This is a genomic window from Pseudomonas shiyinii, assembly GCF_056725765.1.
In genome coordinates this window covers 1,512,385-1,536,806 of sequence record NZ_CM161522.1, presented here as the reverse complement: position 1 = coordinate 1,536,806, position 24,422 = coordinate 1,512,385, and the positions used below count along the sequence as shown (strand labels likewise).

Genomic DNA, 24,422 nt, shown 5'->3' with positions numbered 1-24,422 from the left:
GCTTGCCGGCGACAGGGCCATCACAGGCTCAACCTTTCTTCTGGGCGAACAACGCATCGAGGCTCTGCTCGAAGGCGTGGTAGCCGATGGCATCGTAGAGCTCCATGCGGGTCTGCATGGTATCGATCACGTTCTTCTGGGTGCCGTCGCGGCGCAGCGCGGTGTAGACATTCTCGGCAGCCTTGTTCATGGCGCGGAAGGCCGACAGCGGGTACAGCACCAGCGAGACGTCGACCGAGGCCAACTCTTCGGTGGTGTACAGCGGGGTCGCGCCGAACTCGGTGATGTTGGCCAGGATCGGTGCCTTCACCCGATCGGCGAAGGTCTTGTACATCGAAAGCTCGGTGATCGCTTCCGGGAAGATCATGTCGGCACCCGCTTCGATACATGCGGCGGCGCGGTCCAGGGCGGCGTTCAGGCCTTCGACGGCCAGGGCGTCGGTGCGCGCCATGATCACGAAGCTGTCGTCGGTACGGGCATCCACCGCAGCCTTGATGCGGTCGACCATCTCCTGCTGGGAGACGATCTCCTTGTTCGGGCGGTGGCCACAGCGCTTGGCGCCAACCTGGTCTTCGATGTGGATGGCGGCAGCGCCGAACTTGCACATCGAGCGCACGGTACGCGCCACATTGAAAGCCGAAGCACCGAAGCCGGTGTCCACGTCCACCAGCAGCGGCAAATCGCATACGTCGGTAATGCGGCGCACGTCGGTCAGCACGTCATCCAGGCCGCTGATGCCCAGGTCTGGCAGGCCCAGGGAGCCGGCCGCGACACCGCCACCGGAGAGGTAGATGGCCTTGAAACCGGCGCGTTTGGCCAGCAGGGCGTGGTTGGCATTGATGGTGCCGACCACCTGCAACGGATGTTCGGCGGCAACCGCGTCACGGAAACGCTGGCCGGGCGTGCTCTTCAAAGTCATGACTCACCTCGTGGGCTATTGTTGTCGACGCCTTGGTAGTGGCGCTCGATGTTGCGTTTGGACGCGCCGATGTGGCGACGCATCAGGAGTTCGGCCAGCTCGCCGTCACGGTCGGCGATGGCGTCGAGAATGCGGTGATGCTCGGCGAAGGCCTGGTGCGGGCGGTTGGGCGTGGCGGAGAACTGGATGCGGTACATGCGCACCAGCTGGTACAGCTCGCCGCAGAGCATCTTGACCAGGGTCTGGTTGCCGCTGCCCTGGATGATCCGGTAGTGGAAGTCGAAATCGCCTTCCTGCTGGTAGTAGCCAACACCGGCCTGGAAGGCAGCATCGCGCTCGTGGGTCTCGAGCACCCGGCGCAGCTCGTCGATGTCGGCCAGGCTCATGCGCTCGGCGGCCAGGCGGCAGGCCATGCCTTCGAGGGATTCGCGGATTTCGTACAGCTCGATCAGCTCGGCATGGTTGAGCGACACCACCCGGGCACCGACATGGGGCACCCGCACCAGCAGGCGCTGGCCTTCCAGGCGATGAATGGCCTCGCGCAACGGGCCACGGCTGATACCGTAGGTACGGGCCAGCTCCGGTTCGGAGATCTTGCTGCCCGGGGCGATCTCACCCTTGACGATCGCCGCCTGGATACGCCGGAAGACGTTCTCCGATAGCGTTTCGGAATCATCCGACGTGGGCAGTACGGCCTGAGTGGCATCCCGCATGATTGTCGACACCTTGCGTTTCGATAGCGCAAAAGCTAGCTAAATGCAGGGGCTTAGTCAAAGACAAAATCAATATTGTCGACAATTGTCTAAGAACGAACTTAAACAGCCCGCTCGCTGTCAGATCGCGGCGCGCTGGCGTCGAAACGTTGGCGTGATAGAATGCCGCGCTTCCCAAGGGAGTATGGATAGTGTGTCTGCCACCCCCTGGGGTGTTGACAGATGAACGAGGATGCTTGCGCAGTACTTGCCAGTCGCCTTGCCCCGAACCCGCACAGCACCGCGCCAGGATTTATGAGACTTACACCCGCTTCATTGCTGTTCTGCCTCGCCCTGCTGCCGGCCCTTGGCCAGGCGGCGGAAAAGACCGTCTACGGTCTGAACGAATACGCCCGCCTTTCCGACCTCGACCTGGAAGTGGCGGCCAAGCTCGACACCGGTGCCAAGACCGCGTCGCTGAGCGCACGCGACATCAAGCGCTTCAAGCGCAATGGCGAAAGCTGGGTACGCTTTTACCTGGCCATCGACGCCGCCCATTCGCACCCGATCGAACGGCCACTGGCCCGCGTCAGCAAGATCAAGCGGCGCGCCGGTGACTACAATCCTGACGAGGGCAAGGCCTACACGGCCCGCCCGGTCATCGAACTGGACATCTGCATGGGCCAGGCACTGCGCACCATCGAGGTCAACCTCACCGACCGCAGCGCCTTCCAGTTCCCGCTGTTGATCGGCTCCGAGGCGCTCAAGCATTTTGACGCCCTGGTCGATCCAAGCCTTAAATACGCGGCCGGCAAACCCGCCTGCGCCACCAAAGCTCCCACCGCAGAGTAAACCCGATGCGCTCTCTTACCCTTCACCTGAAAGTCCTGATCACCGTACTGGTGCTCCTGGGCGTGCTGGTCACGGCCTACCAGATCTTCATCCTCGGCATCCCGGTGACCGAAGACGCGACCGACGACCTGTGGAACATCGACGCCAAGGTCGAATTCGTCGCTAACCCGAAGGACCCGGTCAAGGTGCAGATGTTCGTGCCACCGCTGAACCGTGACTACGTGAGCCTCAACGAGAGCTTCATCTCCAACAACTACGGAGTGAGCGTCAACCGGGCCGACGGCAACCGCAAGGTGACCTGGTCGGCACGCCGCGCCAGCGGCAACCAGACGCTCTACTACCGCCTGGTGCTGACCAAGCGCTACAGCAGCGAGAAGGCCACGGTCAAAGGGCCGACCTTCCGCGACAGCCTGGCCCTGGAAGGCCCCGAGAAGATCGCCGCCGAAGCCCTGATGGCCCCGATCCGCCAGCACTCGGCAGACGTCGAAACCTTCGTCAGCGAGACCATCAAGCGGGTCAACAACCTCAACGACGACAACGTCAAGCTGCTGCTGGCCGGCGACACCTCGTCCATGAAGAAGGCCCAGGTCATCGACCTGCTGCTGTCGATCGCCCACGTGCCGATGGAAAAGGTCCACACCATCCGCCTGATCGCCGACACCCCGCAAACGCCTGAACTGTGGCTGCGCAGCTTCAACGGCAACGACTGGCTGTACTTCAACCCGGACACCGGCGAACAGGGCCTGCCCAGCGACCGCCTGCTGTGGTGGACCGGCGATGACAATCTGATCACCGTCGATGGCGGCAAGAAGGCCAATGTCACCTTCAGCATGAACAACAGCGAGATGAATGCCATCCGCCTGGCCAAGCTGACCGACGAGAACACCGACGCCGACTTCCTCGAATATTCGCTGTACGGCCTGCCCCTGCAGACCCAGCAGACCTTCATGATCATGGTGATGATCCCGATCGGCGTATTGGTCATCCTGGTGCTGCGCAACCTGATCGGCCTGCAGACCCTCGGCACCTTCACCCCGGTACTGGTCGCCCTGGCCTTCCGTGAAACCCAGCTGGGCTTCGGTATCGTGCTGTTCACGGTGATCACGGCCCTGGGCCTGTCGCTGCGCTCCTACCTTGAACACCTGAAGCTGCAGATGCTGCCGCGCCTGTCGGTGGTGCTGACCTTCGTGGTGGTACTGATCGCTGCCATCAGCCTGTTCAGCCACAAGCTGGGCCTGGAGCGCGGCCTGTCGGTGGCCCTGTTCCCGATGGTGATCCTGACCATGACCATCGAGCGTCTGTCGATCACCTGGGAAGAGCGTGGCGGCGGCCATGCCATGAAGGTGGCCATCGGCACGCTGTTCGCCGCGTCCATCGCACACCTGCTGATGAGCGTGCCGGAACTGGTGTACTTCGTCTTCACCTTCCCTGCCGTACTGCTGATCCTGGTGGGCTTCATGCTGGCGATGGGTCGCTACCGCGGCTACCGCCTGACCGAGCTCGTTCGCTTCAAGGCTTTCGTGAAGGCTGACGCTTGATGTTCGGACTGATCAAGACCTGGAAAGCCCTGGAGGCCCGGGGCATCATGGGTATCAATCGGCGCAACGCGGACTACGTCCTGAAGTACAACAAGCGCCACCTGTACCCGATCGTCGACGACAAGATCATCACCAAGGAGCGTGCGCTCAAGGCCGGGATCCATGTGCCGGAGATGTACGGCATCATCGAGACCGAGAAGGAAATCGACAAGCTCGAGCAGATCATCGGCGGGCGTAACGATTTCGTCATCAAGCCGGCCCAGGGGGCTGGCGGTGACGGCATCATGGTCATCGCCGACCGCTTCGAGGACCGTTACCGCACCGTCTCGGGCAAGATCATCAGCCACGAGGAGATCGAGCACCAGATCTCCAGCATCCTGACCGGCCTGTACTCATTGGGCGGGCACCGCGACCGCGCGCTCATCGAGTACCGGGTGACCCCGGACCAGATCTTCAAGAGCATCAGCTACGAAGGTGTGCCGGACATCCGCATCATCGTGCTGATGGGCTACCCGGTGATGGCCATGCTGCGCCTGCCGACGCGCCAGTCCGGCGGCAAGGCCAACCTGCACCAGGGCGCCATCGGCGTGGGTGTGGACCTGGCCACCGGCGTGACCCTGCGCGGCACCTGGCTGAACAAGATCATCAGCAAGCACCCGGACACCACCAATGCGGTGGATGGCGTGCAGTTGCCGAACTGGGACGGCTTCATGAAGCTGGCTGCCAGCTGCTATGAACTGTGCGGCCTGGGCTACATCGGCGTGGACATGGTCCTGGACCAGGACAAGGGCCCGCTGATCCTCGAGCTCAACGCCCGCCCCGGCCTGAACATCCAGATCGCCAACGACTGCGGCCTGACCCAGCGCACCCATGCCATCGAGGCACACCTGGAAGCGCTGGCCAAGGATGGCGTGAAGGAAGACGCCGAGCAGCGCGTACGCGTGTCCCAAGGGCTGTTCGGACACGTTCATCCGCAGTGACCCCCGGGGCCGCCTCGCGGCCCTGTCCCCGGCAAGCCGGCTCCCACATTCAGAAACACCGCCGTATCTGTGGGAGCCGGCTTGCTGGCGATGGGATATCTCGCTACTTGAATGTAATGCCCAGCGCTAGGCGCATCCACCGCACAGGTCTACAATCCCCTCCTCGCTTTGTCATCGCCGCCCACTCTGATGCCAACCTGTACGCTCCACCCCCTGCCCTACCAGCCCGACCCCGCCCATTACTTCGCCCGCCTGCGCCAGGCGCCCGGCGCGATCCTCCTCGACAGCGCCCGCCCCGGCGCCGAGCGCGGCCGCTTCGACCTGCTCAGCGCCTGGCCATTGCAACATCTGCAAGCCCAGCCCAGGGAAGACGGCCGGGCCTACCTGCAACGCCTGCGAGAAGCCCTGGCCCAGCTGGGCCAGGCGCAGCTGCCAGGCGGCATCGAGCTGCCCTTCGCGGGCGGCCTGATCGGCTACCTGAGCTACGATTTCGGTCGGCGCCTGGAGCAACTGCCGAGCCTGGCCAGCGACGACCTCGGCCTGCCCGACGCCCAGCTGGGCCTGTACGCCTGGGCCTTGATCAGCGATCACGCGCTCGGCACCACGCAACTGGTGTTCCACCCAAGCCTTGCCAGCACCGAGCGCCAACGCCTGCTCCAGCTGTTCGAGGCCCCCGAGGTCGTGGAAGGCAGCGACTTCCGTTTGCTGGCGCCCATGCGCGGCGATCTGCAGCCAGCGCAGTACCGCAGCGCGTTCGACAAGGTCCAGCAGTACATCCAGGCCGGTGACTGCTACCAGATCAACCTGACCCAGCGCTTTCGCGCCCCCTGCCAGGGCGACCCGTGGCGGGCCTACCAGGCCTTGCGCAAGGCCTGCCCCACGCCGTTCTCCGGCTACCAGCAACTGGCCGACGGCAGCGCGCTGCTGAGTTTTTCGCCGGAGCGCTTCATCCAGGTCAGCCAGGGCCAGGTCGAAACCCGTCCGATCAAGGGCACCCGCCCACGGGCCAGCGACCCGCTGGAGGACGCGCGCAACGCCGCCGAGCTGCAGGCAAGCCCCAAGGATCGCTCAGAAAACCTGATGATCGTCGACCTGTTGCGCAACGACCTGGGGCGCACCTGCGAAATCGGTTCGGTGAAGGTACCTGAGCTATTCAGCCTGGAGAGCTACCCCAATGTCCATCATCTGGTCAGCAGCATCACCGGCCGCCTGGCCGCCGGCAAGGACGCTTTGGACTTGATCGGCGACAGCTTCCCCGGCGGCTCGATCACCGGGGCACCGAAGATCCGCGCCATGCAGATCATCGATGAGTTGGAGCCCACGCGCCGCGCGCTGTATTGCGGTTCGCTGCTGTATGTGGACGTGCGCGGCGAAATGGATAGCTCCATCGCTATCCGCAGCCTGCTGGTCAAGGATGGGCAGGTCAGCTGCTGGGGTGGCGGCGCGGTAGTGGCCGATTCCGAATGGGAAGCCGAGTACGAGGAATCCATCGCCAAGGTGCGGGTGCTGATGGAAACCTTGCAGCGCCTGTGATTCGACGCCCCCGGTCCAATCGCCGGCAAGCCGGCTCCCACGGGTACGACGGTGCCCCTGAAAACATCGCAAGACCGGTGGGAACCGGCTTGCCGGCGATAGCGCCCGGACAGACACTGCCAAAGCCATTTTTTGTTACCATCAGCCCATTACGAGCGCACAGCGCCACTCACCCGATGGAAACCGCCTGATGAGCCAACCCTTCGACGTCGCCGCCCTGGCCGCGACCTATGCCAGCAAGTCCCCCCAGGACATCCTCAAGCTCGCCTTCGAACACTTCGGCGATGACCTGTGGATCTCGTTCAGCGGTGCCGAGGACGTGGTGCTGGTCGACATGGCCTGGAAGCTGAACAAGCAGGTCAAGGTATTCAGCCTCGATACCGGCCGGCTGCACCCGGAGACCTACCGCTTCATCGACCAGGTGCGCGAGCAGTACAACTTGCCGATCGAGATCCTCAGCCCCGACCGCGACAAGCTCGACCCCTTCGTCAAGGAAAAGGGCCTGTTCAGCTTCTACAAGGACGGCCACGGCGAGTGCTGCGGTATCCGCAAGATCGAGCCGTTGCGTCGCAAGCTGGCCACCGTGAACGCCTGGGCCACCGGCCAGCGCCGCGACCAGAGCCCAGGCACCCGCAGCCAGGTGGCCGTGCTGGAAGTGGACTCGGCGTTCTCCACGCCCGAGCGCACCCTGTACAAATTCAACCCGCTGGCGCAGATGACCAGCGAGGAAGTCTGGGGTTATATCCGCATGCTCGAGCTGCCCTACAACAGCCTGCATGAGCGCGGGTTCATCAGCATCGGCTGCGAGCCCTGCACCCGACCTGTGCTGCCGAACCAGCACGAGCGCGAAGGGCGTTGGTGGTGGGAAGAGTCCACCCAGAAGGAATGCGGGTTGCACGCGGGCAACCTGATCAGCAAGGCATGAAATGAACACCGGGGCCGCTACGCGCCCCATCGCGGGACAAGCCCGCTCCCACCGGTGTTGCGCCAAGTCCAGGAACTGCGCAATACCTGTGGGAGCGGGCTTGTCCCGCGATGGGCGCGGCGTAGCGGCCCCGAAAATTCCAGATCAGTGCACCGGCAGCTCGACACCTTCGAACAGGTCTTCAAGCTCCTGCTTGTTATGACACTGGATCGCCTTGGCCATCACCTCACGGGTCAGGTGCGGAGCGAACTTCTCGATGAAGTCGCACATGAAGCCGCGCAGGAAGGTGCCACGACGGAAACCGATCTTGGTGATGCTGGCCTCGAACAGCTCGCTGGCATCCAAAGCCACCAGGTCGCTGTCGAGCTTGGTGTCCACGGCCATCTTGGCCACGATACCCACACCCAGACCCAGGCGCACATAGGTCTTGATGACGTCGGCATCGGCTGCGGTGAACACCACCTTGGGCGTCAGGCCGCGATGGTTGAAGGCTTCGTCAAGCTTCGAGCGGCCGGTGAAACCGAACACGTAAGTGACGATCGGGTATTCGGCGACCGCCTCAAGGGTCAGCTTCGGCAGCTTGGTCAGGGGGTGGCCCTGGGGCACGACCACGCAACGGTTCCATTTATAGCAAGGCATCATGATCAGGTCGCCGAACAATTCCAACGCCTCGGTGGCGATGGCGAAGTCGACGGTACCGTCGGCGGCCATCTCGGCGATCTGCATCGGCGAGCCCTGGTGCATGTGCAGGGCCACTTCCGGGTATTGCTTGATGAAGTTGCTGATCACCGGCGGCAACGCATAGCGCGCCTGGGTGTGGGTGGTGGCGATGGACAGGGTGCCCTTCTTCTCGTTGGAGAATTCCTGGGCAATCTGCTTGATGCTCTCGACCTTGCGCAGGATCTCGCCTGCGGTGTTGATGATGCGTTCCCCCGCCGGCGTGACGCGGGTCAGGTGCTTGCCGCTGCGGGCGAAGACTTCGACGCCAAGCTCGTCCTCGAGCAGGCGGATCTGTTTGCTGATCCCGGGCTGGGAGGTATAGAGGCTCTGCGCTGTAGCGGAGACGTTGAGGTCATGGTGCGCCACTTCCCAGATGTAGCGCAGTTGTTGAAGCTTCATAGGTTTCCCTCGGATCAGCGGTAGGTCACCGGCAGCTGGCAGCGACGAGATATAACTATATTAGTGGTTCTCGAAATAAATCTAGAACTATTTTGTTACATGCCACGGATTCGACCCACCCCCGCCCTCACCCTTTCCTACGCCCTAAATGCTGGGCCAGCGGCACCATGTAGACGGGCACAGGCGACAGTTGCAGCAACCGCGCCGCCGTTCGACCAATCGGTACATCTACTCCCGCCCCCTGGCTGTGGCTGCCGAAGATCAGCAGATCGACATTCAGCCGCCGGGTCTGCTCGATGATCACCTGGGCCGGGTCGCCCTGGCGCACCCTGACCGCACGGATCAAGGCCAGGTCCGCCTCCTCGCCCAATTCGTCGCGAAAATTCTCCAGCACCCGCTGTTCGATGTTGGCCAGAACCGTACTCACGCCTTCGCTGTGCAGTGCGTCCAACGTCTGCTCGTCGAGGTAGCTCTGCAGCAGGGACTCAGCGAACTGCCCCATGGGTTCGACCGCATGGATCACATACAGCTCTGCGTTGAAGGTCCGCGCCAGGGCCAAGGCGTGCTGCATGACAAAAGGCGCGTATACCCCGAGGTCGGTGGCATACAGCATGGAATGGATCATTCGACCTCCTCGACTGCCGCAACGGCAGAGCAAGGTTCAGCTTAGCAGCGCCATGCAACGCCGCCCGCGCCATCCGGCGCGCTGGCGCCACGGGCTGGCGGGCCCAGGCCGGAGATGCGAAGGGGGCGGCGCAGGCCCGTCGGGCACCACTTGGCGATGAAAAGTCGATTTGACGGTAAAAACCCCGTGACGACAGGGGTCAGCCCATTGTCGAGCCACCTTGTAACGCGCTAAGGTTCGGCTCCCCGTTGCGAACAATCTTGCTGCTGGGCCGCACGGGGCTGGCGGCCGGCACCCGTGACCTGACGAGTAACACGATGGCTGATTTACCGATCGACGACCTTAACGTTGCCTCCAACGAGACTTTGATCACCCCTGATCAGCTCAAGAAGGAGCTCCCCCTCAGCGCCCAGGCCCTGCAGACCGTGACTGCCGGCCGCGAAGTGGTGCGCAATATCCTCGACGGCAAGGACCATCGACTGTTCGTCGTGGTTGGCCCCTGCTCCATCCATGACATCAAGGCCGCCCATGAATATGCCGAGCGCCTGAAGGTGCTGGCCGAAGAAGTGTCCGACACCTTGTACCTGGTGATGCGCGTGTACTTCGAGAAGCCGCGCACCACCGTCGGCTGGAAGGGCCTGATCAACGACCCGTACCTGGATGACTCCTTCAAGATCCAGGACGGCCTGCACATCGGTCGCAAGCTGCTGCTTGACCTGGCCGAAATGGGCCTGCCGACCGCCACCGAAGCCCTCGACCCGATCTCCCCGCAGTACCTGCAGGACTTGATCAGCTGGTCGGCCATCGGCGCCCGCACCACCGAATCCCAGACCCACCGGGAAATGGCCTCGGGCCTGTCCTCGGCGGTCGGCTTCAAGAACGGCACCGATGGCGGCCTGACCGTGGCCATCAACGCCCTGCAATCGGTTTCCAAGCCGCACCGCTTCCTGGGCATCAACCAGGAAGGTGGCGTGTCCATTGTCACCACCAAGGGCAACGCCTACGGCCACGTGGTGCTGCGCGGTGGCAACGGCAAGCCGAACTATGATTCGGTCAGCGTCGCCCTGTGCGAACAGGACCTGGCCAAGGCCAAGATCAAGCCCAACATCATGGTCGACTGCAGCCACGCCAACTCCAACAAGGACCCTGCCTTGCAGCCGTTGGTGATGGAGAACGTCGCCAACCAGATCCTCGAAGGTAACCAGTCGATCATCGGCCTGATGGTCGAAAGCCACCTGAACTGGGGTTGCCAGGCGATTCCGAAGGACCTGGGCGAACTGCAGTACGGCGTCTCCATCACCGATGCCTGCATCGACTGGAGCGCCACCGAGAAGGCCCTGCGCAGCATGCGCGCCAAGCTCAAGGACGTCCTGCCCCAGCGTCAGCGCGGCTGACAGCTAGTTGCAACGAAAACGCCGGGCAATGCCCGGCGTTTTCATGTTCGTGGAACCAACCTGGTTCAGGCCTTGCTCGAATGGCGCTGCTGGCGCTCCATGTAGCGCTCCACGTACGAGCAGGACGGGATCACCGTGTAGCCCATCTGTTCGGCGTATTCCAGGGCCTTTTCGGTTAAGGCAGCGGCGATACCCCGCCCACGCAGGGCATTGGGCACGAAGGTGCGATAGATATCCAGCGTCTGCTTGCCCAGGTCCATGTACGTCAGGTAAGCCCGGTGACCGTCCACATTGGTCTCGAACTGATGACCGGCCTGGTCATGGTGGATGGTCAACGCTTCACTCATCACTACTCCTCGCAGGTCTTGTCGGCAGACCCTTACCTTTACCGATGGTTTTTCCGGCGGAGGAACCTCTACGCCACCCCTGCCCCCTTGGACCGCCAGGCGATCCGAATCGTTCTGCAGCATGGGCACCTACAAATAGTAGGCGCCACAAGCCGGATTGCTCAAGGTGGCAGCGGGTAAAAATGCCCAAGGCGTGCCTCGAGCCGTTTTGCAACGGCCCCGGTTTGTTGTAGGCCTAAGACGCCGGTCGACCGTTAAAGTCACCTTTAGTTCAACAAAAAGTTTCCGCGACACAATCATTTGCGAAGGCTGCGCAAAATTTTCACACTGCCCATACAAAGGTTGTCACCTTCTCCCCTCCGGCAACATTTTTTTTGCAGTTCTTGCGCTCAGTCAGTTTACTTACTACAAGTAATGGGTACTATGTACGCCGGCCAGTTTCTCTTTTCCGAGAGATGGCTATTTAATAGAAAGTCCTTGAAGGGGAACACGATGAACAACGTTCTGAAATTCTCTGCTCTGGCCCTGGCCGCAGTTCTGGCTACCGGTTGCAGCAGCGTCTCCAAAGAAACCGAAGCTCGCCTGACTGCTACCGAAGACGCAGCAGCTCGCGCTCAAGCCCGTGCCGATGAAGCCTACCGTAAGGCTGATGACGCTCTGGCTGCCGCTCAGAAGGCTCAGCAGACCGCTGACGAAGCCAACGAGCGCGCTCTGCGCATGCTGGACAAAGCCAGCCGTAAGTAATAATCCTCACGGATTGTTATGGAGCCGACCCACTAGTGGGTCGGCTTTTTTATTGCTGGGTGAAAAGCACAGCGCAAAAACGAACAAGGCCTGCACTAAGGCAGGCCTCGCTGGAGAGGGTTTAACCGGGCACCGGCCCTGTTAAACACAACGTCGTTACTGCAGCTCCGGCGGAATGCTCGATACCATCGGCGCCGCTTGCCCGCTGACCGGTACAGCGATTTCCACGGGCATGCCATCTTCGGCCGCCACCACATCCCGCACCATGTCCCAGTTCATGCGCAGGTTGTTGGCCAAGTCTTCGCGCTTGAGCAAGGCATTGATGACAGCGGTATGTTTATCCACCACCGACGGATCGCCATGATCGTCCAATGGCGTGTGCGCCTCGAGATAGACCTTGCCACCACTGATGCCGAACTTGTAGGGCTCGTTGATGATACGCACCGGCGTACCCACCGGCACCATCTTGGACAGTTCCAGCACATTGTTGTTGAGCATACGGAAGCAACCGTGGCTGGTACGCATGCCGATACCGAACTTCTTGTTCGAGCCATGGATCAGGTAGCCCGGCACACCCAGGGTGAACTTGAACGGCCCCAGCGGGTTGTCTGGCCCAGCAGGCACCACGGCCGGCAGGATGTCACCATCGGCAGCATGCTCGGCACGGATCGAGGCCGGCGGTGTCCAGGTCGGGTTCGGGGTCTTGGCGGTGATCTTGGTGTTGGCGATCGGCGAACCCCAACCTTCGCGCCCGATACCCAGCGGGAAGGTGTGCACCACGTTCTGCCCTTTCGGGTAGTAGTACAGACGGTACTCGGCCAGGTTGATGACGATGCCTTCACGAGGCCCCGGCGGCAGGATATAGCGGGTCGGCAGGATGATTTCGGTGCCGGCGCCCGGCAGCCACGGGTCGACGCCTGGGTTGGCCGCGATCATCTCGGTGTAGCCAAGGTCATTGGCAGTGCCGATATCGGCAAAGGTGTCCTCGTACTTGGCCTTGATCACCTGGACCTGGCCGACGATGTCTTCACCGGGAGGTGGCAATGGCAACTCCAGCGCAACGGTGGGCCCCGCTACCAGCAGGGCGGCCAGGGAGAGGCTACGGGTGACGGCGGGAAGGCGCGGCAACATCCGGTAAATCCTTCGAAAGAGAGGTCAAGAGAATCGATTGTACACCTGCGCCGGTACAAGCGGGAGGCGTCTGCGCTTCAGATGATGGAAGGCGCTCAGAGTTCCGGCCACACCGGGCGCATGCCGCGCCGCTGGGCATCGAGGATTGCCCGGCACAACGGGCACAGGCGGCCATCGCGATAGACCGAGCGCTCCACCCCGGACCAACGCGGTTGCGCAGGCAGAAGGCCGCCGCACAAGGTGCGGTCGGCCGGCACGCCCAGCTCGAGCTGGCGAGCCACCAGGTGAACGCGAACCTCCTGGCAGGCGAACAGGTCGAGCTGCTCATCGGGCTCGATCAGTTGATAGGCATACAAGGACCAGGCGGGGCGTGGCATCGGGGGCTCTCGAAACGGGGGGCGCAACATTAGCCGAAAGCCGCTCCCGATAAAAGCGTCACAACAGCGGTTTTATCGCCGGCCAGGCATTTTCCAGCAAACGCTGCTGCGCAGCCTGGGCCGGATGGATGCCATCGGCCTGCATCATCTGCGGCACGCCGCCAACACCTTCGAGGAAGAACGGCACCAGCGGCACCTGTTTCTGGGTCGACAGCTGCTCGTAGACCTGGGCGAACGCCTGGGTGTAGCGCACGCCATAATTGGGCGGCAAGCGCATGCCCAGCAACACCACCTTGGCACCGGCCTCGCGGGCCTGGTCGATCATCGACGCAAGATTTTGTTGCAATTGCTGCGGCGGCTGGCCACGCAGCCCATCGTTGCCGCCCAGCTCCAGCACCACCAAGCTCGGCTGGTGGGCTGCAAGCAGCGCCGGCAGCCGCGCCTGGCCGCCTGCGCTGGTGTCGCCACTGATCGAGGCATTGACCACCCGATCGTCAAACCCTTCCTCCTTGAGCTTCTGCTGCAACAGGGCCACCCACCCCAGGCGGGTATCCAGGCCAAAACCGGCGCTGATACTATCCCCGACGACCAGCAGTGTACCCGCCGCCGCAGTCTGGGCCAGGCAATACAGGGCCAGACCGGCACTCAACCACCACACTCGCATCGGATTCTCCATGGGCCCCAGCATTCTCGTTGCGCAGCACCTTAGCAAAGTGGTCCCCAGCGCGGAAGGCGACCTGACCATCCTGCACGCGCTTTCCCTCTCCCTCGAGCAAGGCGACAGCCTGGCCATCGTCGGCGCCTCGGGCTCCGGCAAGTCGACCCTGCTCGGCCTGCTCGCCGGCCTCGACCGGCCCAGCGCCGGCAAGGTCATCCTCGCCGGCCACGACCTGGGCGCGCTGGACGAGGACCAGCGCGCAAGGGTACGGGCCGAGCATGTAGGCTTCGTGTTCCAGTCGTTCCAGTTGCTCGACAGCCTCAATGCGCTCGAGAACGTCATGCTGCCGCTGGAGCTGGACGGCCGCCGCGATGCCCGCGAGCACGCCCGCAGCCTGCTGGAGCGGGTTGGCCTGGGCAAGCGCCTGAGCCATACGCCGCGGCAGTTGTCCGGCGGCGAGCAGCAGCGCGTGGCGATCGCCCGGGCCTTCGCTGCCCAGCCGGCCGTGCTGTTCGCCGACGAGCCCACCGGCAACCTCGACAGCCACACCGGGGAACGCATCAGCGACCTGTTGTTCGAACTGAACAAGGAGCGCGGCACCACCCTGGTGCTGGTCACCCACGATGAGCGCCTGGCCCAGCGCTGCCGTCGCCTGATCCGCCTGGATGCCGGCCGCCTGGTGGCGCCCCTGGAGCCCTGATGACCCGCCTGTCCTTTTCCCGCCTGGTCGGCCTGGCCCTGCGCCAGTTGCTGCGCGATGCCCGCGCCAACGAAGTGCGGGTGCTGTTCTTCGCCCTGCTGGTCGCCGTGGCGGCCAGTACGGCCATCGGCTATTTCGGGGCGCGCCTGAACGGCGCCATGCAACTGCGTGCCAGCGAGTTCCTCGGTGCCGACCTGGTCGTGCAAGGCAGCTCCCCGGCGCGCGAAGACCAGATTGCCGCCGGCAAGGCCGCTGGGTTGCAACACGCACAGGTGGTGGAGTTCACCAGCGTGGTCGGCGCGGACGCCGGCATCGAGCTGTCAAGCGTCAAGGCCGCCGACGCGGCCTACCCCTTGCGCGGCCAACTGCGCAGTGCCGCCACGCCCTACGGCGCGCAAACCCCGGGGGGCGGCCCCGCACCCGGCGAGGCCTGGGTAGAGGCGCGCCTGCTGGTGGCGCTGGGGCTGTCGATTGGCGACAGCATCGATGTCGGCAGCAAGACCTTGCGCATGACCCGGGTGCTGACCTACGAGCCGGACCGCGCCGGCAACTTCTACAGCCTGACGCCTCGGGTGCTGATGAACATCGCCGACCTGCAAGCGACGGGCGTGATACAGCCCGGCAGCCGGGTCAGCTACCGCGAGCTGTGGCGCGGTACACCGCAAGCGTTGATGCAGTACCGGCAAGGGCTGGAAAAAGGCCTGGCAGCCAACCAGCGCCTGCTCGACACCCGCGACGGCAACCGGCAGATCGGCGGTGCCCTGGGCAAGGCCGAGCGCTACCTGAACATGGCCAGCCTGGTGGCGGTGCTGCTGGCGGGCGTTGCCGTGGCCCTGTCGGCCAGCCGCTACGCCGCCCGCCGCCTGGACGCCAGCGCACTGTTGCGCTGCCTGGGGCTGTCACGCCACCAGGCCCTGGGCCTGTATTGCCTGCAACTGGCCATGCTGGGCCTGGTGGCGGCCCTGGTCGGCGCCCTGCTCGGCTGGCTGGCGCAACTGGGCCTGTTCGCACTGCTGCATGGCCTGGTTCCGGGGGACGTACCGCCCGGCGGCGTCGCCCCCGCCTTGGCCGGGGTCGGCACCGGCCTGGTGGCCCTGGCCGGTTTCGCCCTGCCCCCCTTGGCCGCCCTGGGGCGTGTGCCACCGCTGCGGGTGCTGCGCCGCGACCTGTTGCCGATGCCGCCGAGCAGTTGGCTGGTGTACGGCGCCGCCCTGCTCGCCCTGGGCCTGATCATGTGGCGTTTGAGCCTCGACCTGCTGCTGACCTTCGCGTTGCTCGGCGGCGGTCTGCTTGCCGCCTTGCTGCTCGGCGGCCTGCTGTTGCTCGGCCTGCGCAGCCTGCGTCGCCTGCTGGCCGGCGCCCCACTGCCCTGGCGCCTGGGCCTGGGCCAGTTGTTGCGCCATCCCTTGGCTGCGGCAGGCCAGGCCCTGGCCTTCGGCCTGATCCTGCTGGCCATGGCCGTGGTCGCCCTGCTGCGCGGCGAGTTGCTCGACACCTGGCAGGCACAGCTGCCCAAAGATGCGCCCAACCATTTCGCCCTGAATATCCTGCCTGGCGAACGCGAACCCTTCGCCCAGCGCCTGCAAGCGATCAATGCCAGCTCGGCGCCCTTGTACCCGGTGATCCCAGGTCGCCTGACCCAGATCAACGGGCAGCCAGTGCGCCAGCTGGTGAGCAAGGAGTCCGCCGGCGAGCGCGCCGTGCAGCGCGACCTCAGCCTGACCTGGGCTGCCGAACTGCCCCAGGGCAACGCCCTGAGCGCCGGGGCCTGGTGGAACGCACCACCGGACAACGACGGGCTGCCTGGGGTTTCGGTGGAGGCGCAGCTGGCCGAAAGCCTCAAGCTCAAGCTCGGTGATGTCCTCGATTTCGATATCGGCGGCCAGCAGCGCCAGGCACGGGTCAGCAGCCTGCGCACGGTGCATTGGGACAGCTTCCAGCCCAACTTCTACATGATCTTCCAGCCCGGCACCCTGCAGGGCCTACCCACCACGTACCTGACCAGCTTCTATCTGGCACCGGGGCATGACGCCGAAGTGGTCGCCCTGTCGCGGGCGTTTCCAGCCGTGACGATTCTTCAGGTCGATGCCTTGCTGGCGCAGCTGCGCAGCATCCTGGCCCAGGTCACCCTGGCGGTGGAGTATGTACTGTTGTTCGTGCTCGCGGCCGGGTTGGCGGTGTTGTTCGCGGGGCTCCAGGCGACGCTCGACGAACGCATTCGCCAAGGCGCGTTGCTGCGGGCACTGGGGGCCGCACGGCCGTTGCTGGTCAAGGCGAGGCGGATCGAATTCGGCTTGCTCGGGGCGGTGAGCGGATTGCTGGCAGCGCTGGGCTGCGAGGTGATTACCGGGGTGCTGTACCGGTACGCCTTCGACCTGGCCTGGACACCACACCCCTGGCTGCTGCTGTTGCCGCTGGCGGGTGCGTTGCTGGTAGGTGGCGCCGGCGTGGTCGGGACCCGCCGGGCACTCAATGCCAGCCCACTGACAGTATTGCGCGAGGGCTAGCCAGCTCCCACCTGCCCTGCGCTGTTTTCAGAACACCGCCATACTTGCGGGAGTCGGCTTGCCGGCCATTGGCCAGAACAGGCGATGGGAGGCTGTCAACGCGCCGTCAAGGCTTCTCGGCCAAGGTACGCAAGCCCTTGAGCGTATTGAACGGCGCATCGACCACGAACTTGTTGGCCAGCCACGAGGGCACGCTGCCGCCAGGCTCGGTATGCACCTGGTACGTCACTTCGGTGCTGTCGCCCTTGGGCACGAGCTTCCAGAAGCCCTGGACCTGGGCCACCCGCACGAAACCCTTTTCTTCAGGCAGGTATTTCGGCTGCCCCTCAAGCGTGCGGGTCAGGCCGCCATCGGCTTGCTGGGTGGTGGTCACGTGCAGGATCGAGTCGCGCGGCGTGACCGGCCAAGGTGTATTGAACTGGGTATAGGTCCAGCTCTGGTCGCCTTCCTGCTTGAGCAGCTTCTGCGTCTTGCATTCGTGAATCCACTTGCAGGCGCCGGCCACGTCCTCCTGCAATGCCTTGACCTTGGCCAGCGGCGCCTTGACCACGGTAACGCCCTGGTAGGCCTTGTACTTCGAGCCCGGCACTTCACTGAGAGAAACCTTGATGCCGTCCTCGTCCTTGGCCACCTGCCAGTTCTCGGCCCAGGCCGCCGGCGACAGCAGGACGCCCATGCCACACAGCAATGCAATACGCTTGATCGATCTCATCGTCTTGTTCCTTGTTGTCGAAGATCCAACCTGTCACGCCGCCGTCATCTGCTCCAACCAGCCAAGAATCCTGATCGCCTCGTCGCGATCGCTGCCGCACACCTCCACATCGGCCTTGAAACCACCGCAGACCGCTGGGCGTTCAGGCTTGCCGAACAGTTCGCAGAGGTTGGCCGCGGTCAGGTGCAGGCAACGCTCGCCTGCCGGCTTGCCCTTGGGCATACGCGGCATCGGCGAGCTGATCGAAGGTGCAATGCAGCAGGCGCCACAACCCTCTCGGCATTTCATGAAAACAGGACTCCCAGGAGCAAAACGGGACGAACGTCCCTGGATAGTAACCGCTCAAACACACGTTTGAAATTGCGAAACGGATGAAATGTGCCGTGACCCGGCAGTCAGTTGCATGCGCTACTGACGAAACTCGAAATCGATGGCCGCGCCTTCCACGTCATGACGGCTGTCGTTGCGAAGCTGCAGTTGCATCTCATTGTTGATCAGCCGCCCATTGAGCTGGAACGGGCTGTCATCGCTGACAGGCTTGCTCGGGAACATCGAAGGCAGCAACGGTTTGCGCCGCGCAACCGGATCACCCACCTCCGGCTCGAGGTTCTCCACCATTGAAGCCGGCAGGCTCAGGTCCAGTTTCGGCTTGGGCAGGGGCTGGGTCACCGACTTGGCAAGAGGTTTCTTGCGCGCCGCCCTGACCGAGGACTTCGACTTGGCGCGGGCAGGCGCCTTGGTCGCCGCCTTGGACGTGTGCGCCGCCTGCTTGCGCACCGGCTTGGGCGAAGCGGCCTGCGTATGGGCCGAGGGCTGGGCGGTCGACTGGGCGGCATGGGACAGGCCACTGGCCAGCCACAGGGGCGCCAGGCACAGCGAAAGGACAAGAGAGCGCAGCGCTTTCATGGACATCGGGAGCATGGTGGAAAGATGCTTATGCTCCCTGTTCCGGTGACAGCTGGCAAGCCTACAGCAGTGACCCGGTCGACGCCTTGCACAATTGGTGGGCCAACAGCCCCAAGGTCATCACTGCCCGCTCGGATTCCTTGTTCCAGGGGATACCACAGTTGAGACGCACGCAGTGGTTGAACTGCTCGGTATTGCTGAAGATCAACCCTGGCGCGATGCTGATGCCTTGCTCCAGCGCACGCACGTGCAATTCCTGGGTATTGACCCGCCCAGGCAGGCTGACCCAGAGGATGAAGCCGCCGGTCGGTCGGGTCATCTGTGTGCCTTCCGGGAAGTGCTGCTGCACCGCCAGCTGATAGGCACTGAGGTTCTTGCGGTACTCCTGGCGGATGTAACGCAAGTGGCGGTCGTAGCCGCCGTTCTCCAGATAGGCGGCGACGCCCATTTGCGTCACGCTGCAGGCCGAGTGGGTGGTGAAGGTCTGCAGGCGCTGGATCTCATCCTGGTAGCGACCGGCGATCATCCAACCCACACGCACCCCAGGCGACAGAGTCTTGGAGAAGCTCGAGCAATAAATCACCCGGTCCAGCCGATCGAAGGCCTTGAGCGCCTTGGTCCGCCCCTGTTCGAACATCAGCTCGCCATAGATGTCATCCTCGACGATCTGGATATCGAAGTCCGATGCTAGGCGCAGCAGTTGTTTCTGCCGGTCTTCCGGGATGGTGCCGCCCAAGGGGTTGCTCAGGCGCGGGGTCAGCACCAGCGCCTTGATCGACCATTGGTTGGCCGCCAACTGCAGGGCTTCCAGGCTGATGCCGGTGGAAGGGTCGCTGGGAATTTCGATCACCTTCAGCCCCAGCAGGTCGGCCAGTTGCAGCAGGCCATAGTAGGTGGGCGACTCGGCGGCGATCAGATCACCGGGGCGGGTCAGTACCCGCAACGACATCTGCAGGGCATCGACGCAGCCATGGGTCACCACCACTTCGCGCGGGTCGACCAACACGCCGGCATCCCGCATGCGGATGGCGATCTGCCGACGCAACGGCTCGAAGCCGGGGCTGAACATGTAGCTGAAGGCCCGCGGGCTGTGGAAGCGCGTGACCTTGGCCAATTGCTGATGCAGCGCACGCACCGGCAGGTAGTCCACATGCGGCACCGCCGCGCCGAACGGAAATACGCCGTCCCGCCGCGCCTCGGTCAGTACCTGCTGGATGATGCTCGCCCGGGTGACCAGCCCGGGCCGCTCGACCCTGGCGATCTCCGGGGTCTGCGCGGTCAGTGCGGGGGTCTGGTGCACGTAGTAGCCTGACTGCGGCCGCGCGCGGATCAGGCCCTGGTCCTCGAGGTTGGCATAGGCCTGCAGTACCGTGGCATGGCTGACGTTGAGCTGGGCGCTCATCTTGCGTACCGAGGGGACACGCTCGCCGGGCTGGTAGACGCCCCGGCGGATATCATCGGCCAGTTGCTGGGCAATGCGCTGGTACAGCAGCAGGTTGGTCATGGTAGCTCTCGAAACGCTGACGGGTTCGTTGTTCTTGTGCGACTCAAAGCGGAGTCAGAATACCGTAACAGTTGCCAAGTGTACTGGGACAGATTGCAGAATAGTCAACCGTACAGCCGAGTAATAGCTACAGAATCAACGAACCAAGCAGCCGCCGACGAATGCATCGGGGATCGAAATGCTGCGGACCTGCGCCACCCATAGAACCATCGGATAGCGCTGACCCTGTGGGAGCGGGCTTGTCCCGCGATTGGGGCGCCCCTGCCATCGCAGTTGCACGGCAAGGGCTGCGCCCTTGTTCGCGGGACAAGCCCGCTCCTACAGGGAGTGAGCCGGCATCAACGCGCAGGCGCGAGCTTGCCCTTGTCGTCGGAGAAGACGATTTCCACCCGGCGGTTCTGCGCCCGTCCACGTTCGGAGGCATTGGCGTCGATCGGGTACTGGTCCCCGTAGCCTTCGACCTGGATGCGCTTGTCGTCGACACCCAGGTCCACCAGCATGTCGGCCACCGCCTGGGCGCGGTCACGGGACAGCTTGAGGTTGTCCTGGGGCGCACCGGTGCTGTCGGTATAGCCTTCGACCCGCACCACCCGGCGCGGGTTGAGCTGGAGGAACTGGACCAACTTGAGCACGGTACGGCTGGCGGATGTCTTGAGCTCTGCACGACCGGTGTCGAACAGTACGTCCCCCAGGGTCATGACCAGGCCACGGTCGCTCTGCTCGGAGGTCAACGCCGCGATCTGCGCCTCGACCCATTTGCCTTGCTGCTGCACGCTGGCCAGCTTGGCCTCGCGCAGGGCCAACTGCAGGCGTTGGCGCTCCAGATCCAGCTTGGCCAGGCGCTCCTGGTTCAACGCCAGCTTGGCATGCTCGCTGGCGATCTCGCTGTAGCGCTTGCTCAGGTAGGCGTAGTGACGCACATCGGAGCCGGTGCCGATGTAGCTCGAAAGGCGCTCGGCGCGAGCCAGCGACTCACCCGCGCGAATCACGTCCCGCGGCGCGCTGCGCAGTACATCGGAATCGTCCTTGACCTTCTGGAAGGCGGCATTGGCCTCGTTCAGCGCAGATTCGCTGCGCTGGCTGGCACAGCCCTGCAACCCGACCAGCGCCAGCAGTGCCAGTGCGGCCATCGAAGACGTACGCATCATGGCTGCACCTCCAGTTGCTTGCGCAGGCGCTTGACCCGCGACTGCAGCACATCGAGTTGCTCTTCGCTTTTCTGGGTCAGCACCCGTGCCTCGGCCAGGCGCGCATCCAGCTCGGCCTGTTCGGCGCGCAGGCGGGCGTCGCGGTAGTCCTCGGTGAGCATGTCGCTTTTGGCCCGGGCCAGTTTGTCTTCGGCCAGCTTCAGTTCCGCCACCTGCTCGGTGGCGCCGACGGCCCGGGCCTGCTCGAGGGCCTGCTCGGACAGACGCATCTGTTCGTTGGGCGCCGGGTCATTGGCACAGCCAGCCAGGCCGAGCACGGCCAGGGCAAGGATCAGGGGTTGGGTTCTCACGCAGTCTTCCTACTGTTTGGGGGCGTCCAGCGGCGCCTGCATCTGCGCCTTCCAGCGTTCGACATTACGCTGCAGCACAGTCTGGGACGCCCCGGAAATCGGCAATTCTGTCAGTTTTTTCGCCAGTTGTCCGCGCAGCCAGGCGTCATTGCAGGCCGAGTTGTGCGACACGGCCAGGTACAGGCCTGGGCGATCCACAGGCAGGCCGCGAGCGATCAGCTCATTGCCCATGCCCAGGCCCTGGACCATCCCCATGCCGGCGTAACGCCCGGCCAGCACGTAGTCGACCTGGCCCAGCACCAGCTTCTGGAAGGCCTGGGTCAGGTTCTGCGCAGGCTCCAGCTTGAGCTGGGCTTTGGCGAACGCCTCGAACGCCGGGGTCAGGCGAGCCCGCTCGGAGAGGCTGCCGCGGTATTGCGCGAGGTCCGCTGGGCCATCGAACACCACGTTGCCGTCGTGCCGGGTCCAGACCAGGTACTCGTTGAGCTGCAACGGCGGGTGGATATAGTCCAGCGCACTGAGCTGGTCGATCTGCATCGGGGTGTCGATCAATAGGTCCATGCGCCCGCTGCGCACTTCCTCCAGGGCCTGGTCGCGCTTGCCAGCGTGCAGCACCTCCACCGACACGCCAAGCTCGCCGGCAACCTGGCGCAGCAGGTCGACGTTGGCACCGATTAGGTGCCTGGGATCCTTCGGGTCTTGCCAGGAATAAGGCGGCGCATCCGGGCTGCCGGTCGCCACCAGGCGTTCGCACTTGCCTGCCGCCATCGCCATGGGCGACAACAACGCCGCCATGCAGGCCAGCGCCCTGCCCGCTTTGCGAAACTCCATGCGTTACTCCTTGCAACCAGAAAAAAAGCCCGGCCCCCTTGCAAGGGCCGGGCTTCTTTATAAGTGAAGCAGGCGGATCAGACCAGCTTTTCCAGCTCCGGAACCGCTTCGAACAGGTCGGCGACCAGGCCATAGTCGGCAACCTGGAAGATCGGCGCCTCTTCGTCCTTGTTGATCGCAACGATCACCTTGGAGTCCTTCATGCCTGCCAGGTGCTGGATCGCACCGGAGATACCGACGGCGATGTACAACTGCGGCGCCACGATCTTGCCGGTCTGGCCGACCTGCATATCGTTGGGCACGAAGCCTGCGTCGACTGCGGCGCGCGAGGCACCGACGGCAGCGCCGAGCTTGTCGGCCAGGGCGTACAGGTGCTTGAAGTTGTCACCGTTGCCCATGCCGCGGCCGCCGGACACGACGATCTTGGCAGCGGTCAGTTCCGGACGGTCGGACTTGGCCAGCTCTTCGCCGACGAAGGCGGACTTGCCCGCGTCATGAACGGAACCGACAGCCTCGACGGCAGCCGAGCCACCTTCGGCGGCCACGGCGTCGAAGCCGGTGGCGCGAACGGTGATGACCTTGACCGCAGCGCTGGATTGCACGGTCGCGATGGCGTTACCGGCATAGATCGGACGCTTGAAGGTGTCGGCCGATTCGACCGAGATGATCTCGGAGATCTGGTCGACGTCCAGCAGCGCGGCAACGCGCGGCAGGATGTTCTTGCCATTGGTGGTGGCCGGGGCCAGCACATGGCTGTAGCCCTTGCCCAGTTCGGCAACCAGCGGTGCCACGTTTTCCGGCAGAGCGTGGGCGTAGGCGGCATTGTCCGCGACCAGCACCTTGGCAACGCCGGCGATCTTGGCGGCGGCTTCGGCGACGCCGCCGACGTTCTGGCCTGCGACCAGCACGTGGATATCACCACCGATCTTGGCGGCAGCGGCAACAGTGTTCAGGGTGGCCGGGGCAACGGCTCCGTTTTCGTGTTCAGCGACAACCAGGATAGTCATTTAGATTACCTTCGCCTCGTTCTTCAGTTTCTCGACCAGTTCGGCCACCGACTTGACCTTGATGCCTGCGCTGCGAGCAGCCGGGGCTTCGACTTTCAGGGTCTTGGTGGTAGAAGCGGTGGAGACGCCCAGCGCGTCTGGAGTGACAGTCTCCAGCGGCTTCTTCTTGGCCTTCATGATGTTCGGCAGCGACGCGTAGCGCGGTTCGTTCAGGCGCAGGTCGGTGGTGACGATCGCCGGCAGGTTCAGCGCGACGGTCTGCAGGCCGCCATCGATCTCACGGGTCACGTTCAGCTTGTCGCCGGCGACTTCCACCTTGGAGGCGAAGGTGCCTTGCGCGTAGCCGGTCAGCGCGGCCAGCATCTGGCCGGTCTGGTTGTTGTCGCTGTCGATGGCCTGCTTGCCGAGGATGACCAGCTGCGGCTGCTCTTTATCGACAAGGGCCTTGAGGGCCTTGGCCACGGCCAGGGAATTCAGCTCTTCGGCGGTTTCGACCAGGATGGCGCGGTCGGCACCCAGGGCCAGGGCGGTACGCAGCTGCTCTTGGGCTGCGGTCGGGCCGACGGCAACGGCGACGATCTCGGTGGCCACGCCCTTCTCTTTCAGGCGTACGGCTTCTTCGACGGCGATCTCGCAGAAGGGGTTCATGGACATCTTGACGTTTGCAAGGTCGACGCCGGAGTTGTCCGCCTTGACGCGAACCTTGACGTTGTAGTCGACCACTCGTTTGACAGCTACAAGAACCTTCATGGATTCCTCGTTACTCTCCGGTGAAAAGAATGTCGCCTGGGGCGGGCCCGGCGATTGCGCGTGGGTACAAGGGCACCTCTAAAAACGTTCCTGGCTGCACGATATTTCCTATGACCGAACAGTCTTGTATCGACTCCACAGGCAAAACCCACGGGTCATTTCCTGTCGTGGCG

Annotated in this window: 26 protein-coding genes; 9 read left to right on the top strand and 17 right to left on the bottom strand. The window is 63.9% G+C overall.

The window, feature by feature from the left end; all coding sequences use genetic code 11:
• Nucleotides 1-28 precede the first annotated feature (28 nt).
• Nucleotides 29-919, bottom strand: a complete 891-nt coding sequence (gene prpB, locus ACXHGZ_RS07155; RefSeq protein WP_084855438.1) for a methylisocitrate lyase — start codon at nt 917-919, stop codon at nt 29-31.
• A complete protein-coding gene (locus tag ACXHGZ_RS07150) occupies nt 916-1,632 on the bottom strand; it encodes a GntR family transcriptional regulator (RefSeq protein WP_084855439.1) in 717 nt (238 codons plus the stop codon). Before ACXHGZ_RS07150 ends, prpB begins: the two co-directional genes overlap by 4 nt.
• 294 nt (nt 1,633-1,926) lie before the next feature.
• Here ACXHGZ_RS07150 and rloA point away from each other — a divergent pair, with 294 nt between their 5' ends.
• From rloA to ACXHGZ_RS07125, 5 genes are all read left to right on the top strand, one after another.
• Nucleotides 1,927-2,463, top strand: a complete 537-nt coding sequence (gene rloA, locus ACXHGZ_RS07145; RefSeq protein WP_084855440.1) for a retropepsin-like aspartic peptidase RloA — start codon at nt 1,927-1,929, stop codon at nt 2,461-2,463.
• A 5-nt stretch (nt 2,464-2,468) separates the two neighbouring features.
• Nucleotides 2,469-4,001, top strand: a complete 1,533-nt coding sequence (gene rloB / locus ACXHGZ_RS07140) for an osmotic stress tolerance membrane protein RloB (protein WP_480463045.1) — start codon at nt 2,469-2,471, stop codon at nt 3,999-4,001.
• On the top strand, nt 4,001-4,981 hold the full coding sequence (locus ACXHGZ_RS07135; RefSeq protein WP_084855442.1) for an alpha-L-glutamate ligase-like protein: 981 nt from the start codon (nt 4,001-4,003) through the stop codon (nt 4,979-4,981). The genes rloB and ACXHGZ_RS07135 overlap by 1 nt, the downstream gene beginning before the upstream one ends.
• 189 nt (nt 4,982-5,170) lie before the next feature.
• The gene (gene pabB / locus ACXHGZ_RS07130) at nt 5,171-6,514 is read left to right on the top strand and encodes an aminodeoxychorismate synthase component I (protein WP_480463043.1); all 1,344 of its coding nucleotides are present in this window, start codon (nt 5,171-5,173) and stop codon (nt 6,512-6,514) included.
• Nucleotides 6,515-6,704: 190 nt separating this feature from the next.
• Entirely contained in the window at nt 6,705-7,439 is a 735-nt protein-coding gene (locus tag ACXHGZ_RS07125; protein ID WP_480463042.1) for a phosphoadenylyl-sulfate reductase, read from the top strand.
• Nucleotides 7,440-7,583: 144 nt separating this feature from the next.
• Here ACXHGZ_RS07125 and cysB read toward each other — a convergent pair whose 3' ends face one another.
• Both cysB and ACXHGZ_RS07115 read right to left on the bottom strand, forming a co-directional pair.
• Complete coding sequence (cysB, locus tag ACXHGZ_RS07120; RefSeq protein WP_084854749.1) at nt 7,584-8,558, bottom strand: HTH-type transcriptional regulator CysB; 975 nt, start codon at nt 8,556-8,558, stop codon at nt 7,584-7,586.
• 127 nt (nt 8,559-8,685) lie between these two features.
• Nucleotides 8,686-9,183 (bottom strand): universal stress protein, encoded by a 498-nt coding sequence (locus tag ACXHGZ_RS07115; RefSeq protein ID WP_480463040.1) that lies wholly within the window; start codon nt 9,181-9,183, stop codon nt 8,686-8,688.
• A 317-nt stretch (nt 9,184-9,500) separates the two neighbouring features.
• On the opposite strand from ACXHGZ_RS07115, the gene ACXHGZ_RS07110 reads away from it, so the two are divergent.
• Nucleotides 9,501-10,577: a 3-deoxy-7-phosphoheptulonate synthase gene (locus ACXHGZ_RS07110; protein ID WP_084854751.1), complete on the top strand. Its 1,077-nt coding sequence runs from the start codon at nt 9,501-9,503 to the stop codon at nt 10,575-10,577.
• 65 nt (nt 10,578-10,642) lie between these two features.
• Here ACXHGZ_RS07110 and ACXHGZ_RS07105 read toward each other — a convergent pair whose 3' ends face one another.
• Nucleotides 10,643-10,924 (bottom strand): GNAT family N-acetyltransferase, encoded by a 282-nt coding sequence (locus tag ACXHGZ_RS07105; RefSeq protein ID WP_084854752.1) that lies wholly within the window; start codon nt 10,922-10,924, stop codon nt 10,643-10,645.
• 492 nt (nt 10,925-11,416) lie between these two features.
• Between ACXHGZ_RS07105 and oprI the strand changes: the two genes are divergently transcribed.
• Nucleotides 11,417-11,668 carry an outer membrane lipoprotei OprI gene (gene oprI / locus ACXHGZ_RS07100; protein WP_003259780.1) on the top strand — a complete coding sequence of 84 codons (252 nt, stop codon included), beginning with the start codon at nt 11,417-11,419 and terminating at the stop codon, nt 11,666-11,668.
• A 156-nt stretch (nt 11,669-11,824) separates the two neighbouring features.
• Here oprI and ACXHGZ_RS07095 read toward each other — a convergent pair whose 3' ends face one another.
• From ACXHGZ_RS07095 to ACXHGZ_RS07085, 3 genes are all read right to left on the bottom strand, one after another.
• On the bottom strand, nt 11,825-12,799 hold the full coding sequence (locus tag ACXHGZ_RS07095; RefSeq protein ID WP_224458595.1) for a L,D-transpeptidase family protein: 975 nt from the start codon (nt 12,797-12,799) through the stop codon (nt 11,825-11,827).
• A gap of 95 nt (nt 12,800-12,894) precedes the next feature.
• Nucleotides 12,895-13,176 (bottom strand): hypothetical protein, encoded by a 282-nt coding sequence (locus ACXHGZ_RS07090; protein ID WP_084854754.1) that lies wholly within the window; start codon nt 13,174-13,176, stop codon nt 12,895-12,897.
• A gap of 58 nt (nt 13,177-13,234) precedes the next feature.
• Entirely contained in the window at nt 13,235-13,840 is a 606-nt protein-coding gene (locus tag ACXHGZ_RS07085) for an arylesterase (protein ID WP_084854755.1), read from the bottom strand.
• A 10-nt stretch (nt 13,841-13,850) separates the two neighbouring features.
• Between ACXHGZ_RS07085 and ACXHGZ_RS07080 the strand changes: the two genes are divergently transcribed.
• Together ACXHGZ_RS07080 and ACXHGZ_RS07075 are read left to right on the top strand one after the other, a co-directional pair.
• The gene (locus ACXHGZ_RS07080) at nt 13,851-14,534 is read left to right on the top strand and encodes an ABC transporter ATP-binding protein (protein ID WP_324817483.1); all 684 of its coding nucleotides are present in this window, start codon (nt 13,851-13,853) and stop codon (nt 14,532-14,534) included.
• Nucleotides 14,534-17,041 (top strand): ABC transporter permease, encoded by a 2,508-nt coding sequence (locus ACXHGZ_RS07075; RefSeq protein ID WP_480463037.1) that lies wholly within the window; start codon nt 14,534-14,536, stop codon nt 17,039-17,041. The genes ACXHGZ_RS07080 and ACXHGZ_RS07075 overlap by 1 nt, the downstream gene beginning before the upstream one ends.
• A gap of 106 nt (nt 17,042-17,147) precedes the next feature.
• Here the strand turns inward: ACXHGZ_RS07075 and ACXHGZ_RS07070 are convergent, their stop codons facing one another.
• The 9 genes from ACXHGZ_RS07070 to ACXHGZ_RS07030 all read right to left on the bottom strand — a co-directional run bounded on the left by ACXHGZ_RS07070 (nt 17,148) and on the right by ACXHGZ_RS07030 (nt 24,249).
• Nucleotides 17,148-17,753, bottom strand: coding sequence for an START domain-containing protein (locus ACXHGZ_RS07070; protein WP_480463036.1), 606 nt, complete (start codon nt 17,751-17,753; stop codon nt 17,148-17,150).
• Nucleotides 17,754-17,786: 33 nt separating this feature from the next.
• On the bottom strand, nt 17,787-18,041 hold the full coding sequence (locus ACXHGZ_RS07065; RefSeq protein WP_480463035.1) for a YkgJ family cysteine cluster protein: 255 nt from the start codon (nt 18,039-18,041) through the stop codon (nt 17,787-17,789).
• A 120-nt stretch (nt 18,042-18,161) separates the two neighbouring features.
• Nucleotides 18,162-18,659 carry a hypothetical protein gene (locus ACXHGZ_RS07060; RefSeq protein WP_480464007.1) on the bottom strand — a complete coding sequence of 166 codons (498 nt, stop codon included), beginning with the start codon at nt 18,657-18,659 and terminating at the stop codon, nt 18,162-18,164.
• 61 nt (nt 18,660-18,720) lie between these two features.
• On the bottom strand, nt 18,721-20,163 hold the full coding sequence (locus tag ACXHGZ_RS07055) for an aminotransferase-like domain-containing protein (protein ID WP_084854761.1): 1,443 nt from the start codon (nt 20,161-20,163) through the stop codon (nt 18,721-18,723).
• Nucleotides 20,164-20,501: 338 nt separating this feature from the next.
• Complete coding sequence (locus tag ACXHGZ_RS07050) at nt 20,502-21,311, bottom strand: OmpA family protein (protein ID WP_084854762.1); 810 nt, start codon at nt 21,309-21,311, stop codon at nt 20,502-20,504.
• The gene (locus tag ACXHGZ_RS07045; RefSeq protein WP_084854763.1) at nt 21,308-21,661 is read right to left on the bottom strand and encodes a DUF4398 domain-containing protein; all 354 of its coding nucleotides are present in this window, start codon (nt 21,659-21,661) and stop codon (nt 21,308-21,310) included. Before ACXHGZ_RS07045 ends, ACXHGZ_RS07050 begins: the two co-directional genes overlap by 4 nt.
• Before the next feature lie 9 nt (nt 21,662-21,670).
• The gene (locus ACXHGZ_RS07040; RefSeq protein ID WP_480463032.1) at nt 21,671-22,492 is read right to left on the bottom strand and encodes a substrate-binding periplasmic protein; all 822 of its coding nucleotides are present in this window, start codon (nt 22,490-22,492) and stop codon (nt 21,671-21,673) included.
• A 77-nt stretch (nt 22,493-22,569) separates the two neighbouring features.
• Nucleotides 22,570-23,499 carry an electron transfer flavoprotein subunit alpha/FixB family protein gene (locus ACXHGZ_RS07035; RefSeq protein ID WP_480463031.1) on the bottom strand — a complete coding sequence of 310 codons (930 nt, stop codon included), beginning with the start codon at nt 23,497-23,499 and terminating at the stop codon, nt 22,570-22,572.
• Nucleotides 23,500-24,249 (bottom strand): electron transfer flavoprotein subunit beta/FixA family protein, encoded by a 750-nt coding sequence (locus ACXHGZ_RS07030; protein ID WP_196145707.1) that lies wholly within the window; start codon nt 24,247-24,249, stop codon nt 23,500-23,502.
• Nucleotides 24,250-24,422 lie beyond the last annotated feature (173 nt).

Coding starts and splice junctions, on each gene's coding strand:
- ACXHGZ_RS07150 (WP_084855439.1), bottom strand. CDS start 1,632: ATGCGGGATGCCACTCAGGCCGTACTGCCCACGTCGGATGATTCCGAA.
- ACXHGZ_RS07050 (WP_084854762.1), bottom strand. CDS start 21,311: ATGATGCGTACGTCTTCGATGGCCGCACTGGCACTGCTGGCGCTGGTC.
- ACXHGZ_RS07035 (WP_480463031.1), bottom strand. CDS start 23,499: ATGACTATCCTGGTTGTCGCTGAACACGAAAACGGAGCCGTTGCCCCG.
- ACXHGZ_RS07030 (WP_196145707.1), bottom strand. CDS start 24,249: ATGAAGGTTCTTGTAGCTGTCAAACGAGTGGTCGACTACAACGTCAAG.
- ACXHGZ_RS07090 (WP_084854754.1), bottom strand. CDS start 13,176: ATGCCACGCCCCGCCTGGTCCTTGTATGCCTATCAACTGATCGAGCCC.
- ACXHGZ_RS07060 (WP_480464007.1), bottom strand. CDS start 18,659: ATGAAAGCGCTGCGCTCTCTTGTCCTTTCGCTGTGCCTGGCGCCCCTG.
- oprI (WP_003259780.1), top strand. CDS start 11,417: ATGAACAACGTTCTGAAATTCTCTGCTCTGGCCCTGGCCGCAGTTCTG.
- ACXHGZ_RS07040 (WP_480463032.1), bottom strand. CDS start 22,492: ATGGAGTTTCGCAAAGCGGGCAGGGCGCTGGCCTGCATGGCGGCGTTG.
- ACXHGZ_RS07070 (WP_480463036.1), bottom strand. CDS start 17,753: ATGAGATCGATCAAGCGTATTGCATTGCTGTGTGGCATGGGCGTCCTG.
- ACXHGZ_RS07095 (WP_224458595.1), bottom strand. CDS start 12,799: ATGTTGCCGCGCCTTCCCGCCGTCACCCGTAGCCTCTCCCTGGCCGCC.
- ACXHGZ_RS07085 (WP_084854755.1), bottom strand. CDS start 13,840: ATGCGAGTGTGGTGGTTGAGTGCCGGTCTGGCCCTGTATTGCCTGGCC.
- pabB (WP_480463043.1), top strand. CDS start 5,171: ATGCCAACCTGTACGCTCCACCCCCTGCCCTACCAGCCCGACCCCGCC.
- ACXHGZ_RS07105 (WP_084854752.1), bottom strand. CDS start 10,924: ATGAGTGAAGCGTTGACCATCCACCATGACCAGGCCGGTCATCAGTTC.
- ACXHGZ_RS07110 (WP_084854751.1), top strand. CDS start 9,501: ATGGCTGATTTACCGATCGACGACCTTAACGTTGCCTCCAACGAGACT.
- ACXHGZ_RS07080 (WP_324817483.1), top strand. CDS start 13,851: ATGGGCCCCAGCATTCTCGTTGCGCAGCACCTTAGCAAAGTGGTCCCC.
- ACXHGZ_RS07125 (WP_480463042.1), top strand. CDS start 6,705: ATGAGCCAACCCTTCGACGTCGCCGCCCTGGCCGCGACCTATGCCAGC.
- ACXHGZ_RS07065 (WP_480463035.1), bottom strand. CDS start 18,041: ATGAAATGCCGAGAGGGTTGTGGCGCCTGCTGCATTGCACCTTCGATC.
- ACXHGZ_RS07075 (WP_480463037.1), top strand. CDS start 14,534: ATGACCCGCCTGTCCTTTTCCCGCCTGGTCGGCCTGGCCCTGCGCCAG.
- rloB (WP_480463045.1), top strand. CDS start 2,469: ATGCGCTCTCTTACCCTTCACCTGAAAGTCCTGATCACCGTACTGGTG.
- cysB (WP_084854749.1), bottom strand. CDS start 8,558: ATGAAGCTTCAACAACTGCGCTACATCTGGGAAGTGGCGCACCATGAC.
- ACXHGZ_RS07055 (WP_084854761.1), bottom strand. CDS start 20,163: ATGACCAACCTGCTGCTGTACCAGCGCATTGCCCAGCAACTGGCCGAT.
- ACXHGZ_RS07115 (WP_480463040.1), bottom strand. CDS start 9,183: ATGATCCATTCCATGCTGTATGCCACCGACCTCGGGGTATACGCGCCT.
- rloA (WP_084855440.1), top strand. CDS start 1,927: ATGAGACTTACACCCGCTTCATTGCTGTTCTGCCTCGCCCTGCTGCCG.
- prpB (WP_084855438.1), bottom strand. CDS start 919: ATGACTTTGAAGAGCACGCCCGGCCAGCGTTTCCGTGACGCGGTTGCC.
- ACXHGZ_RS07135 (WP_084855442.1), top strand. CDS start 4,001: ATGTTCGGACTGATCAAGACCTGGAAAGCCCTGGAGGCCCGGGGCATC.